Source organism: Vibrio sp. Vb339 (genome assembly GCF_902751245.1).
Lineage (GTDB): Bacteria > Pseudomonadota > Gammaproteobacteria > Enterobacterales > Vibrionaceae > Vibrio > Vibrio coralliirubri.
In genome coordinates this window covers 333,923-347,678 of record NZ_CADDIS010000002.1, presented here as the reverse complement: position 1 = coordinate 347,678, position 13,756 = coordinate 333,923, and the positions used below count along the sequence as shown (strand labels likewise).

Sequence of the window (13,756 nt, the reverse complement as noted above, 5' to 3'; positions counted from 1 at the left end):
TAGTTTTATTTCATTGTATATATTGAGAATAATAATATGGAACAACCTTGGTATAAGCAGTTTTGGCCGTGGTTTTTGATCTTCCTAACCGTTGGCGTTTCTATGCTAACATTGGTTCGAGTCGCGATACTTACCAACCATTCAGTTAACGTTGTCACTGAAGATTACTATAAAAAAGGTAAAGGTATTAATGTCGACATTTCGAAAGTAAATGTTGCTAAAGAGCTTGGCCTATCAGCTTCAGTTAGCGAGAAAGGTAACTCAGTTATCATTACCCTAGACAAAGGCAAGCTAGACCACTTCCCTGCTATTAGCGCAATGTTCGTGCACCGAACGCTGCCTGATCGTGATTTTACTCAGCTACTGACCGCTGATGCGAGAGGCAACTACACGTTGACTCTGGACCATGAAATGCAAGGTCCATGGTTTATCGAGCTTTCTCCGCATGATTCTGAATGGTTAGTGCAAGGTCGCATGAACTTCCCTATTGATACTCCTACTCAACTAACGAACTAAAGCTTATGTGTGAATCCTGTTATCACTGCGGTGAAGATGTACCAGCGGAAACGGATTTTAAAGTAGAAATCTTAGGATCGGTGCGACTTATGTGTTGTCCGGGTTGCGAAACCGTAGCCCAGACAATCGTTGATAGCGGTTTGGTCTCTTACTACCAATATCGTACCGCTCCAGCTGAAAAAGCAGATCTAGTGCCAGAGCAACTTCTGGCACTCAGTCATTACGACAACGAAGATGTTCAATTGGAGTTCGTCCGTAACTCTGAAAACACCTCTGAAGTGACATTGTCACTAGAAGGTGTCTCTTGTGCTGCTTGTGCATGGCTTATTGAGAAGCAAGTCTCTTCAAAGTTAGGGGTTGTTAGTATTCGTGTTAATACCACGACTAACCGCGCCCTGCTCAGTTGGGACAACACTCAGACAAAACTGAGCGAGCTGTTGTCTGCAATCCATACCTTAGGCTACAAAGCCGCACCATTCGAGGCTGATCAACAAGAAGCCGCCTATCATCGTTCGATGAAGAATTATCTCTATCGTCTTGGTATTGCTGGTTTAGCAACCATGCAGGTCATGATGCTGGCTGTGGCGCTTTATCTTGAAGTCTTTGGTAACCTTGAACCCGAATTCAAAAGCTACTTCCGTTGGGTGAGCTTAATCTTTGCAACACCGGTTCTGCTCTACTCTGCATTGCCTTTCTATATCAATGCGTGGCGTAGCCTTAAAGGTCGAACATTGGGTATGGATGTGCCTGTGTCGATTGCTCTGTTGTTTGCCTATGTTGCAAGTTTGGTCGCAACGGTGACAGAGAAAGGTGAAGTATTCTTCGAATCTATCTCGATGTTTACCTTCTTCTTACTGCTTGGTCGTTTCCTTGAAATGCGCGCTCGTCGTAAAGCAGCTGCTGCTAGTGGTAACCTGCTTAAGCTCGTTCCTGCTATGGCAACAACGTTAGATGGCGAACAAGTTCCGGTAAAAACCTTAAAAGTTGGCGACCAAATTCGCGTTCTTCCGGGTGAACACATTCCTGCCGATGGCAAAGTACTGTCTGGTCGAGTTCATATTGATGAATCGATGCTGACTGGTGAATCTATCCACGTAGTAAAAAACGAGGGTGATACTGTCTTCGCTGGTACATTGAATGGTGACGAGTCGTTTGAACTGGAAGTGATGACATCAAAAGCGGATTCTGTGATTTCCAATATCGTTCGCCTGCAAGATGAAGCGCAACTTTCTAAGCCTAGAATTGCTGAAATTGCCGATGTAGTAGCGCGATACTTTGTTGCGGTTATCTTGATCATTTCATTTGGCACTTGGTTCTACTGGCACCAAACACGACCAGAAGACGCTTTCTGGATCATGTTGTCTGTACTCGTTGCGACTTGTCCGTGTGCTCTGTCACTCGCGACACCGACGGCAATTACCTGTTCCACTTCTCGTATGGGTAACTTCGGTATCTTGCTGCGTAAAGGCCATGTATTTGAAACCTTGTGCAAAGTGAATCACTTGATCATTGATAAAACAGGCACATTGACTGAGGGTGATATTCGTATCAGCCAAGTTGAAACCTTCGCTGAGCTTGATAAAGACACCTGTCTCAAAGTAGCGGCGAGCTTGGAGCAACACGCTAACCACCCTATTGCGAAAGCGTTCAAAACTCATATTTCAGATGATATTGAAGTAGAGTCTGTCAATAACGTGATCGGTTCAGGTATTACTGGTGAGTGGAATGGCCTGGAAGTAGCGATCGGCAGTAGTGAGTTCATTTTGGGTGAAGCTCAACCATCGGAAAGTAACGGTATTTACTTGTCGATGGCGGGCCGTCATATCGCAACGTTTACTTATGAAGATCCCATTCGCAAAGAAAGCATCGAGTTTATTAAGCAATTTAAAGAAGCGGGAATCAAAACGACTCTGCTTACTGGCGATTCTTTGATTAACGCGAAGCCTGTTGCTGAAGAGATCGGTATTACAGACATTGTTGCTAACGCGAAGCCTGAAGATAAACTTGCTTACTTGAACTCTCGAGATGCAAGTGACATTACCATGATGGTTGGCGATGGCATTAACGATGCCCCTATTCTTGCGGGTGCTCACCTTTCAGTTGCTATGGGTGGCGGTACGGATGTGGCGAAAGCTTCTGCGGATATGGTGTTGTTGGGTGATAAACTCGATAGATTACTTAAGTCGCGTACTTTGGCGTTAAAAACGCGTAAGATAATTCGTGAAAACCTAGCTTGGTCATTAGGGTATAACTTACTCATTCTTCCATTGGCTGTTGCAGGTTTGGTTGCTCCATACATCGCCGTTGTTGGCATGTCTGCCAGCTCTATTATTGTTGTGTCTAACTCGTTAAGGCTTTTAAAAGAGCAAGGTAAATAATGGAAAGTTTATACATCCTGATCCCCATTGCGATTGTACTAGTGTGCATCGCTGTTGGTATTTTTCTATGGGCGGTGAAGAGCGAACAGTTTGAAGATCTAGAACGTCAAGGTCACAACATTCTGTTTGATGAAGACGAAAAGGCTCACAACCATTCTGATAGCAAACCTGTCAAGAATGAGACAGCTTACAGCGAAAGCCAAACTAACGTAGACAAAAAGAACGATGACGCCTGATTGGATCGGAGCCTTTGTTGTTGGATTGATCGGCGCAGGCCACTGCATGGGAATGTGTGGTGGTATTGCGTCGCTTCTTTCGATTGGCAACAGTAAACCTTCCCCTGTTATTCCCCTACTTTATAACCTAGGACGCTTGCTAAGTTATGCCGTGATTGGTGGTGTGATTGGCGGTGCAATTTCTTCGATAGGTCAGCTAAGCGATTTTAACGCTCTGCTGGGTTGGCTGCGATTATTTGCTGCTGGCTTTATGATCGTCTTAGGTTTGTATATCGGTAAATGGTGGTTCGGCTTGTTGTTCTTTGAAAAGATCGGACAGAAACTATGGCGCTATATATCTCCTTTAGGTAAATCATTTCTACCATTGAAGCACCCTAGCCATGCTTTGCCGTTTGGCTTTATTTGGGGTTGGCTTCCATGCGGCCTGGTTTACTCTATGCTTACGTGGGCAGCCGTATCAGGAAGTTGGTACAACGGAGCCGGTATCATGCTTGCTTTCGGTTTAGGCACGCTTCCGGCAATGTTAACAGTTGGCATGGGTGCCAATTTCCTCAAAAAACTGCAACAAGCTGACTTATTTCGCCAACTAGGCGCAATTTTAATCCTCATTTACGGCTTCTATACCGGATATATGGCGCTACAGCTCATTATTTATACCGTATAGCCATTCTTTAAATCCGGTTTTTTTACTACCCTTTAGGATTAAGGAATGCTAAAATATTGACGTATATCAAATAGTGAAAGATTGTTATGATTTCTGAAAAGCCTGTGACGAAACGTGTTCAGTCTGGTGGTTGTGCGATCCATTGCCAGGATTGTAGTATTAGCCAGCTCTGTATTCCGTTTACTTTGAATGAATCTGAACTCGATCAACTTGATCAGATCATTGAGAGAAAAAAGCCTATTCAAAAAGGCCAAGAGTTATTTAAAGCCGGTGACGAGCTTAAATCTCTATACGCTATTCGCTCTGGAACGATCAAGAGCTACACGATTACCGAGCAAGGTGATGAGCAGATTACTGCATTCCACCTAGCGGGCGATCTTGTTGGCTTCGATGCGATTACTGGTGACCTACACCCTAGTTTCGCACAAGCGCTAGAAACTTCTATGGTATGTGAAATCCCATATGAGATTCTTGATGACCTATCAGGAAAAATGCCTAAATTGCGTCAGCAAATTATGCGCCTGATGAGTAACGAGATTAAAGGTGACCAAGAAATGATTCTGCTTCTTTCTAAGAAGAACGCGGAAGAGCGTCTTGCTGCATTCCTTTACAACCTTTCTACTCGCTTCTCTCAGCGTGGCTTCAGCCCGCGTGAGTTCCGCCTAACGATGACTCGTGGCGATATTGGTAACTACCTTGGCTTGACTGTTGAAACAATCAGCCGTCTTTTAGGTCGTTTCCAAAAAGCAGACATCTTGAGCGTTAAAGGCAAATATATCACTATCGAAGATCACGATGCGTTGATGGAACTTGCTGGCGTTTCAAAAGAATAGTCTAGATATCAATGATGTAGTTCAATAATGAGCTACATCATGTTTCTCTCTTAAAACCTCTTATATTTCTCTTAATCTCTCCATAACTACGCTACATTATTTATATGTTCGGTCTGAAAAGTAGGCTTAGTTATGAGTATCTATAACAAAATTTTAGTTGTCGCAGACATTAATCACGATGAGCAACCTGCTCTAGTTCGTGCTATCCAACTTGCCAAGAAAAGCACCTCAACAAGCCACATCACTTTCTTTTTGTCGATATACGACTTCTCGTATGAAATGACATCTATGCTCTCTATCGATGAAAGAGACGCAATGCGCAAAGGTGTAATTCACCAACGCGAAATTTGGATGAATAAAGTCGCAGAACCTTACCTAGATGATTCTATTGAATTTAATGTACAAGTGGTTTGGCATAACCGCCCGTATGAAGCGATCATTGCCGAGGTTTACAGTGGCGAGCATGACATCTTAATCAAAGGTACGCGCAAACACGATACCTTGGAATCTGTCATATTCACTCCAACTGATTGGCATCTTTTGAGAAAATGCCCTAGCCCAGTGCTATTGGTTAAAAATGATTTCTGGCCAGATCACGCGAAGATTTTTGCTTCAGTTCATGTTGGTTCGGAAACAGAAGCTCACTTAGAGCTTAACGACACTATGGTCGACAGGTTACTAGAGATCACGGGTCGTTTGGATGCTGAACCGTTCTTGGTGAATGCCTACCCAGTGACACCTGCTAATATCACGATTGAACTGCCAGAGTTTGATCCAACGTCTTATACTGACGCAGTTCGTGGTCACCACTTGACGGCAATGAAAGCGCTTCGCCAAAAGCACGGTATGTGTGAAGAACAAACTGTGGTTGAGCAAGGCTTGCCTGAAGATGTTATTCCTCGTGTGGCTTCTGAAAATAACGCTGCAATGGTTATTCTGGGTACCACGGGTCGTACTGGCTTGTCTGCCGTGTTTATTGGTAATACAGCGGAGCATGTTATCGACAAAATTAACTGTGATGTGTTGGCTCTTAAACCGTCTGGTTACGTGAGCCCATTAGACCCTAACCTTTCGAAAGGTTAAGTCGTTTAAGCACAGAGCTTCACTACAAGTTCAACTCATAAAAAAACGCCTCAAGCATTGCTTGAGGCGTTTTTGTTTATCTAGAGCAACGCCATTCCAAATACAGAATGGCTAATATCATCTTTATCGACTCAAATGGCTAAACGTTCGTTACGTCGATGAACATTGACTCATCAATGTTTGAAGATGAGATTTCAGCTTCTTCGAATTCGTATGCTTTGCGATCTTCACTACGGTCTAGAGGAAGGTTCACGAAATCAAACAGCTCGCGGTCAGCCAGTTGACTTGGGCTTACGTTCTGGATTGACTTGAAGATCTTCTCAACACGACCTGGCGTTTTCTTATCCCAATCAATTAGCATCGCTTTAATGTTCTGACGCTGTAGATTCTCTTGTGAACCACATAGGTTACAAGGGATGATTGGGAACTCTTTGTGCTCAGCGTATTTGATTAGGTCCGTTTCGCGACAGTAAGTCAGTGGACGGATAACAACGTTACGACCATCATCTGAACGAAGCTTTGGTGGCATAGCCTTTAGGCGCGCGCCGTGGAACATGTTTAGGAACATGGTCTCAACGATGTCGTCTAGGTGGTGACCAAGTGCGATCTTAGTTGCGCCGATCTTCTCTGCGAATGAGTACAAAGTACCACGACGAAGACGAGAACATAGGCCACACGTTGTTTTGCCTTCAGGCACTTTCTCTTTAACCACTGAATACGTATCTTTATCTACGATGTAGTAAGGAATGTTCAGCGTTTCAAAGTACTCAGGAAGAATGTGTTCAGGGAACCCAGGTTGTTTTTGATCTAGGTTTACTGCCACAACATCAAACTTGATAGGCGCTGCTTCACGTAAACGTAGCAAAATGTCTAGCATCGCAAATGAATCTTTACCGCCACTAATACATGCCATTACTACGTCATTCTCTTCGATCATGTTGTAGTCGATGATGGCATTTCCAACATTTCTTCTCAGACGTTTCTGAAGTTTGTTGAATTCAAGTGTTTCTTTTCTATTATCGTTTTGGTTCATTGCGACTCTCACACCGTCGTATTACCGACTGTAGATTGCTAGTGGGACTGTTTTAGGGCGTGGATTATACGGATTTTTATTTCATGTTGAAATAGTAACGGCAGGATAAACAAGCTGAGTATTAGAAAGATTCGGCTTTTATTGTTCGATAAGCTCCCTAAGCGGTAGGGAAACGCGGCTTCACAAGCTCTCGGTTGGTATCACAGATAAAGAAAAGCAGCCTGCTCTAATTCGATCAGGCTGCTTTAAGATATGTCATGAAAGTTTGGAGACTGATTCTGCTAACAATAATTCCTTTAAAAATTATTGCGCGGGAATGTACGGCAATACGCGAACTGTTGGTTCTGGTAACGTGATGCTGTCACTTCCACTCAGTTCTTCTAACGTGAATTTCGCACGTCCTTCTTTGATTGGTAGTTGTTTGCCATTTGAAAGCTCGATGTTGCCTTCCAGCTTATTAGCGAATTCCAGCGTTAACCCTTGGATATCTGGTGTGAACCAACCAGAGAACATGCCGCTGACGTCTTCTAACATCGCTTGCATCTGTGGTAACAGGCTTTTCAGTTGTGAGACCTCGACCTTTCCAGCTAAAGGCTCTTGAGTCATTACAACCAAAGAGTACGCACACTCTTCTTCTTGAGTTTGTACAAAGATAAGAGGATTAGCTGAACGAAGGTTTTGATCTACAGGTAGAAGCAGTTCATTCGCAGAAGAGACTTTTAGCTCCTCGTAGTGCTCTTCTTTTTCCATCCAAGCTTTGCTGATGTGACAGGTTTGCTGAGCTTGTTGATCAACAAAGAAGACCGCAACTTTGACATCATCATGCCCTTCTTTGGTGTTGTTTTTCAGTTGAGTATAAAGCTTAGAATACGTGAACATGTACTCTTGCGCGGAAGCTGGAAGAGAAACCCCAAGGCTTAATGAGGCTAATATAGCGAGTGCTGTCTTTTTCATTATTATAATCTTGTCGAAGTTGAGCGTTTATAAATAGAAAGAGCAGCCAATGAGCTGCTCTTTATGTGATGTTATTTGGTCGAACTTATCGTATAAGCTCAACAAATGATTATCAAATCGAGTTACTTTGTCCAGTATACCTCGTTGTGACGGATCATAGCTTGTAAATCAGTCACATAGTCTGAACCGCGCTCAGAATATTTTAACAAGCCATTGGTGAGCTCTGTCGCCGTTGCGGTTGTTAAAAGGTCATCACCTTGCGCAGCAAGTTTTGCACGAATCGCTCTTAGATCGGCGTAAGCACGATTACGATTAAGGTTCATGAAGTAACGATGTACGGATTCTTGGCTTGAAGAGAAAGTGGCGACTTCATGCGAGCTACCTTCGTTACGTTGTAGCGGAACAAGGCCACAACCTTTGGTGTAACACCAGTGTCCGAAATAGTTGTTGGCTTTAGTAGCGAAACGTGACGTTCCCCAAGCTGACTCATTCGCAGCTTGTGTCAGTACAAGCGCTTCTGGCAGCACATTCACGCGGTTAAGCATCTCTGTTAGCCATGCCTGATCCAAACCTTCACTAGGTACTGGCAGGCTGTACAACTTCCCTAACCTTTTCGCATAAGACGCGTCTTCAGAATCAATATTGCTTAAACCAGACTCAGAGAGCTTAGATAAAAACGCGCGCTCTTTGGTGATACGCTTGTTTTCAATATTGATGCTTGGACGAAGGAACGAAAAGAACGTGTCCTTTTTCTCATTCACATCTTCGATGGCCGCAAAGTTTGGTGTGCTCGAAGAAACCGTCAAGTCACCAAACTGGTCCGCTGAATTGGCGCTTTGCTCTGTCGTACGTCGACGCTCTTCTTCTTGGTAAATATAAGGACCAATCAGTGAAATAGAGCCAACAAGAGCTAGTGCCGTCACTTTAAGCGCAAGTGATTTGCTTGCGCTTGCTTGTGTGTCTTTATGCATCGAACACCTGTGGGTTTTTGTTATTGTCGTCGTTATTGCTGTCGTTGTTATCGTCATCGCTCTTAGGACGGTCTGAAGCAATCAGTTTCAACTTGATGCCAAACATTTCACGGTAAAGGATACCTTTCACGTGGAAGAAGAACGGAAGAACGAAGATTAAGCCAATGCCGTACATCATCGCAGCCACAATGAACATCAACATAACCATTAGGTAAATAGAAGCGACTACAAAGATCTTCTTGTTTACTGCTCTTAATGAAAGCAGCAGCGATTGCATTGGCGGCACTTTCTTATCACAAATCAGCAGAATTGAATGGCTGAACGCAAGTGAGAAGTAGATCGACAAGAACGGTAGAATCATACCTGCGATGCCTTGAAGCATTAGGCTAAACAAAGTCACTAGAATCACCGGAACCGTAAACTGCAGACCTTTACCGATGTGGCGTACTTTGGTTTGTAAGCCAGCAGCGTGGCTCATTGCCATTAAACAGATACCGGCATAGATAGGTGCACTGATCACTTCATAGCTAAAATTCGCAATAAAAATCGATTCAACGATTTGTGGCGTAAACGACTCTGGGTCGATAACTGCATCCAAGATAACCGCAGGATCACCAAGCTGTAGTTTTAGTGCGATATAAAAGATAGCGAGCTGCACAAACATCAAAGCAATAATCGCTGGGGAAAACGAAAGAAAGTGACTTATCGTATGTTTCCAAGCTTCTTGGAATACAGCCGTTGCTTTGAGCTCATAATCGCCAGAAAGTGCACGGTTGATACTACCGCCCAAATTAAAATCTTTTTCGATGTCGTTGTTCATATTGATACCTAGGTGTGCCGATTAAGCGAAGCCACCTAACTTATTGATAAAAAATTACCTTCATTATACTCATATGTCGGATACAAACTAAAATATGAATCTGTAACAAGGCTTGCTTTTGCGTCTTAATGGTTAATAATTAGACACTTGTTAGGGTGTAAACCCAGTAAATAACAGTATGGTAAAGGATGTTTACTTTTACCTGCGAAATTTTTTATCTTCGAAAGGTAAAAAATGCTTTGAATTCACGTTTTTGGTGATTATGATGCGCGCCTTAAAGGTGTATAGCAACAGGTCTCAAATAGAACCAAGGTGGAGAAAAACAGACGTTGAACGCTAAAAAATCAGTAGGAAAGCCAGTAGTACAGCTAACTGGCATCAGTAAAAGTTTCGATGGTAAGGAAGTCATCGGCAATCTGGATTTAAACGTAAATCATGGTGAGTTTCTCACGATTTTAGGCCCATCAGGTTGTGGTAAAACAACCGTGCTAAGAATGATTGCGGGTTTTGAAACGGCAGATAGTGGTCAAATATTATTAGCTGAACAAAACGTAACCCAAGTTCCTGCTGAACAAAGGCATGTAAACACTGTATTCCAAAGCTATGCCCTATTCCCGCATATGACCGTTTTCGACAATGTGGCATTTGGCTTACGCATGCAGAAAGTTCCAAATAGCGAGATTGAACCTCGTGTAATGGATGCTTTGAAAATGGTGCGCCTAGAACAAATGGCACAACGAAAGCCACACCAGCTATCTGGTGGCCAACAGCAACGTATCGCAATCGCTCGTGCTGTCGTTAATAAGCCTAAAGTTCTTTTGTTGGATGAATCTCTATCTGCTCTGGATTACAAACTACGTAAACAGATGCAAATCGAGCTGAAACAATTACAACGCCAACTTGGTATCACGTTCATTTTTGTAACGCATGACCAAGAAGAAGCGCTGTCTATGTCTGACCGTATTATTGTTATGCGTGATGGCGTGATTGAACAAGACGGAACACCAAGAGAGATCTACGAAGAGCCTAAGAACTTATTTGTAGCGCGTTTCATTGGTGAAATTAACGTATTCGAAGCGACAGCGAAATCTCGTCAAGATGAAAAACGCATTGTTGCGACAATCGAAGGTGAAGAGTCCATTATCTATCACGATAAAGACGTAACACCGGGTCAAAAACTGCAAGTATTGCTTCGCCCTGAAGATCTTCGAATCGAAGAAATTAAAGAGTCTGAGCAACGCGGTATTGTTGGCCACATTGTCGAGCGAACCTATAAAGGCATGACATTAGATTCAGTCGTAGAACTTGAATCTGGTATGCGTGTCATGGTTAGCGAATTCTTCAACGAAGATGACCCTGATGTTGATCACTCACTGGGCCAAAAAGTTGCAGTAACTTGGGTTGAGAGCTGGGAAGTGGTATTAGAAGATGAGCAAGAAGTTTAATTTACAAAACGCAATTGTTGCTTTAATCACAGGTTGGTTAGTGCTGTTCGTGATGATTCCAAACATCATGATCATCGGTACTAGCTTCTTAACTCGTGATGAAGCGAACTTGATTGAGATGACCTTCACTCTCGATAACTACGTGCGTTTGGCTGACCCGCTGTATTTTAAAGTGTTGATGCACTCTTTCTATATGGCAATTGTCGCAACCCTACTTTGTTTAATCATTGGTTACCCGTTCGCTTACATCGTGGCAAAAATGCCGGCGAAGTGGCGTCCAATCATGTTGTTCTTAGTGATAGTGCCATTCTGGACTAACTCTTTGATTCGTACATACGGATTGAAAATTGTACTGGGTACGCAAGGTGTCTTGAACAAAAGCTTGTTAGCGCTAGATATCATTGATAAACCGCTACGTATCATGTACTCAGAAACCGCAGTAATGATCGGTTTAGTGTACATCCTACTTCCGTTTATGATTCTGCCGCTGTATTCAGCGATTGAAAAACTGGACGATACGTACTTAGAAGCGGCTAAAGATTTAGGTGCGAACAAACTGCAAACGCTATTGAAAGTGGTACTGCCACTAACAATGCCGGGCATTATTGGCGGCTGTTTGTTAGTTCTACTGCCAGCGTTAGGCATGTTCTACATCTCTGACCTATTAGGCGGAGCTAAGAACCTATTGATTGGTAACGTGATTAAGAGCCAGGTGCTTAACGCTCGAGACTGGCCGTTTGGTGCAGCGACGAGTATCGCACTGACCATGGCAATGGCTGTGATGCTGTATGCCTACTACCGAGCAGGTAAGTTATTGAACAAGAAAGTGGAGCTAGACTAATGGGGCGCACAGTTAAGTTCAGCTTTATGGCGCTGGTATACGCCTTTCTATACCTACCTATTATCGTATTGATCGCTAACTCGTTTAATGCCAATAAGTTTGGTATGAAATGGGGTGGCTTCACCACTAAATGGTATGACGCGCTTATTAACAACGACAGCCTAATGCAGGCTGCGTGGCACTCGATCAACGTAGCGGTGTTCTCTGCAACAGCCGCAACGATTGTCGGGAGCCTTACAGCAGTAGCCCTATTCCGTTACCAATTCAAAGGTAAAGGCATCGTAAATGGCATGCTGTTCATCGTAATGATGTCTCCAGATATCGTAATGGCGATTTCGCTTCTTGCGCTATTCTTGGTAATGGGTGTTCAACTTGGGTTCTTTACCCTACTTGCTGCTCACATTACCTTCTGTCTACCGTTTGTTGTAGTAACGGTATACAGTCGCTTGAATGGTTTTGATGTGAAGATGCTAGAAGCCGCAAAAGACTTAGGTGCAAGTGAATGGACGATTCTAAAGCAGATCATTCTACCTCTTGCTAAGCCAGCGGTTGCTGCGGGTTGGTTATTGAGCTTCACTCTGTCTTTGGACGATGTGATCATCAGCTCTTTCGTAACCGGCCCAACGTATGAAATCTTACCACTGAAGATTTACTCAATGGTTAAAGTGGGTATCTCTCCTGAGGTAAACGCCCTAGCAACAGTGATGTTAGTGGTGTCGTTAATACTGGTGATCATTTCTCAGTTATTAGCGAGAGAAAAAATCAAGTAAGTCTCCTACTCTATACAGAGACTGGCTTGATTAAGAAGTTAAGAGACTTCAAGTTCTAAAAAGTGTTAATCATAAACAGAATGGTAAATTGCCATTCTGTTTTTCTATCTACTGCCTTCGGGCAACGTTTAGTTTGGAGCTAACGTCAATGAAAAAATGGGCTACTCTATTAGCTGGTAGTGCATGTGCGCTTTCAATGTTATCTGCACCATCATTTGCAAAAGATAACAAAGAATTGGTATTCATGAACTGGGGACCTTACATCAACAGTGAGATTCTAGAACAGTTCACTGATGAAACTGGTATCAAGGTTATCTACTCGACTTACGAGTCGAACGAAACCCTGTACGCAAAGCTAAAAACACACAACAAAGGCTATGACCTAGTTGTGCCGTCGACTTACTTCGTATCTAAGATGCGTGACGAAGGTATGCTACAAAAGATCGACAAAACTAAGCTGGACAACTTCAAGAATCTAGATACTAACTATCTAGATAAGCCGTACGATCCAAGCAACGACTACTCTATTCCTCACGTAGTTGCTATTACTGGTTTGGCTGTTAACACTGACATGTACGACCCAGAAGATTTCCAAAGCTGGGCTGATCTATGGAAGCCTGAGCTTGAAGGTCAACTGATGATGATGGACGACACTCGTGAAGTGTTCCACATCGCACTACGTAAGTTAGGTTACTCTGGTAACACAACAAACGAAAAAGAGATCGACGAAGCGTACGCTGAGCTACAAAAGCTGATGCCGAACGTTCTAGTATTTAACTCAGACAACCCAGGCGCGCCTTACATGTCTGGTGAAGTGGGTCTTGGTATGCTGTGGAACGGTTCTGCTGTTGCTGCGCAAAACGAAGGTCTACCAATCAAACTGGTTTTCCCTAAAGAAGGCGGTATCGGTTGGGTTGATAACTTTGCGATTAGCTCTGGTGCGGTAAACGTAGAAGCAGCTCATAAGATGATCGACTTCCTACTTCGCCCTGAAATTGCTGAGCAAATCTCTCGTGACACAGGCTACCTAACAGCCGTTAAAGCGTCTAACGAGAAGTTCAAAGACAGCCCTGCGCTATTCCCATCGCAAGAAGACCTTGATCGTGTTGAATGGCAAGCTGCGGTTGGCGATAAGACAGTGAAGTACGAAGATTACTTCATGAAACTTAAAGCAGGTCAGTAATTTAGCTTATTATCTCATGGCGACTAAGT

14 protein-coding genes are annotated in these 13,756 nt (G+C 43.4%); 10 read left to right on the top strand and 4 right to left on the bottom strand.

Going from position 1 to position 13,756, the window contains the following annotated elements; genetic code table 11:
- The first annotated feature begins 36 nt into the window (after positions 1-36).
- The 6 genes from HRQ85_RS10445 (at position 37) to uspE (ending at position 5,710) form a co-directional block, all read left to right on the top strand.
- Positions 37-516: a FixH family protein gene (locus tag HRQ85_RS10445; RefSeq protein WP_017059641.1), complete on the top strand. Its 480-nt coding sequence runs from the start codon at positions 37-39 to the stop codon at positions 514-516.
- Positions 517-521: 5 nt separating this feature from the next.
- Positions 522-2,894 (top strand): heavy metal translocating P-type ATPase, encoded by a 2,373-nt coding sequence (locus HRQ85_RS10440; RefSeq protein ID WP_172379557.1) that lies wholly within the window; start codon positions 522-524, stop codon positions 2,892-2,894.
- A complete protein-coding gene (gene ccoS / locus HRQ85_RS10435) occupies positions 2,894-3,130 on the top strand; it encodes a cbb3-type cytochrome oxidase assembly protein CcoS (protein ID WP_048658746.1) in 237 nt (78 codons plus the stop codon). Before HRQ85_RS10440 ends, ccoS begins: the two co-directional genes overlap by 1 nt.
- The gene (locus HRQ85_RS10430; RefSeq protein ID WP_048658745.1) at positions 3,120-3,794 is read left to right on the top strand and encodes a sulfite exporter TauE/SafE family protein; all 675 of its coding nucleotides are present in this window, start codon (positions 3,120-3,122) and stop codon (positions 3,792-3,794) included. Before ccoS ends, HRQ85_RS10430 begins: the two co-directional genes overlap by 11 nt.
- 86 nt (positions 3,795-3,880) lie before the next feature.
- Positions 3,881-4,627, top strand: a complete 747-nt coding sequence (locus HRQ85_RS10425) for an FNR family transcription factor (RefSeq protein ID WP_017632474.1) — start codon at positions 3,881-3,883, stop codon at positions 4,625-4,627.
- Positions 4,628-4,759: 132 nt separating this feature from the next.
- Complete coding sequence (uspE, locus tag HRQ85_RS10420) at positions 4,760-5,710, top strand: universal stress protein UspE (protein ID WP_017070547.1); 951 nt, start codon at positions 4,760-4,762, stop codon at positions 5,708-5,710.
- Positions 5,711-5,849: 139 nt separating this feature from the next.
- On the opposite strand, the gene ttcA is transcribed toward uspE, so the two are convergent.
- From ttcA to HRQ85_RS10400, 4 genes are all read right to left on the bottom strand, one after another.
- Positions 5,850-6,743, bottom strand: coding sequence for a tRNA 2-thiocytidine(32) synthetase TtcA (gene ttcA, locus HRQ85_RS10415; protein ID WP_017059635.1), 894 nt, complete (start codon positions 6,741-6,743; stop codon positions 5,850-5,852).
- Positions 6,744-7,046: 303 nt separating this feature from the next.
- Positions 7,047-7,697: a DUF2987 domain-containing protein gene (locus HRQ85_RS10410; protein ID WP_172379556.1), complete on the bottom strand. Its 651-nt coding sequence runs from the start codon at positions 7,695-7,697 to the stop codon at positions 7,047-7,049.
- Between the two features lie 122 nt (positions 7,698-7,819).
- A complete protein-coding gene (locus HRQ85_RS10405) occupies positions 7,820-8,668 on the bottom strand; it encodes a glucosaminidase domain-containing protein (protein ID WP_172379555.1) in 849 nt (282 codons plus the stop codon).
- A complete protein-coding gene (locus HRQ85_RS10400; protein WP_048612081.1) occupies positions 8,661-9,488 on the bottom strand; it encodes a hypothetical protein in 828 nt (275 codons plus the stop codon). Before HRQ85_RS10400 ends, HRQ85_RS10405 begins: the two co-directional genes overlap by 8 nt.
- 329 nt (positions 9,489-9,817) lie before the next feature.
- Between HRQ85_RS10400 and potA the strand changes: the two genes are divergently transcribed.
- The 4 genes from potA (at position 9,818) to HRQ85_RS10380 (ending at position 13,727) form a co-directional block, all read left to right on the top strand.
- The gene (potA, locus tag HRQ85_RS10395) at positions 9,818-10,933 is read left to right on the top strand and encodes a spermidine/putrescine ABC transporter ATP-binding protein PotA (protein ID WP_017059631.1); all 1,116 of its coding nucleotides are present in this window, start codon (positions 9,818-9,820) and stop codon (positions 10,931-10,933) included.
- Positions 10,917-11,774, top strand: coding sequence for a spermidine/putrescine ABC transporter permease PotB (gene potB / locus HRQ85_RS10390; protein ID WP_017059630.1), 858 nt, complete (start codon positions 10,917-10,919; stop codon positions 11,772-11,774). The genes potA and potB overlap by 17 nt, the downstream gene beginning before the upstream one ends.
- A complete protein-coding gene (potC, locus tag HRQ85_RS10385; RefSeq protein ID WP_004733706.1) occupies positions 11,774-12,544 on the top strand; it encodes a spermidine/putrescine ABC transporter permease PotC in 771 nt (256 codons plus the stop codon). Before potB ends, potC begins: the two co-directional genes overlap by 1 nt.
- A 148-nt stretch (positions 12,545-12,692) precedes the next feature.
- Positions 12,693-13,727, top strand: a complete 1,035-nt coding sequence (locus HRQ85_RS10380; protein ID WP_172379554.1) for an extracellular solute-binding protein — start codon at positions 12,693-12,695, stop codon at positions 13,725-13,727.
- Positions 13,728-13,756: the final 29 nt, after the last annotated feature.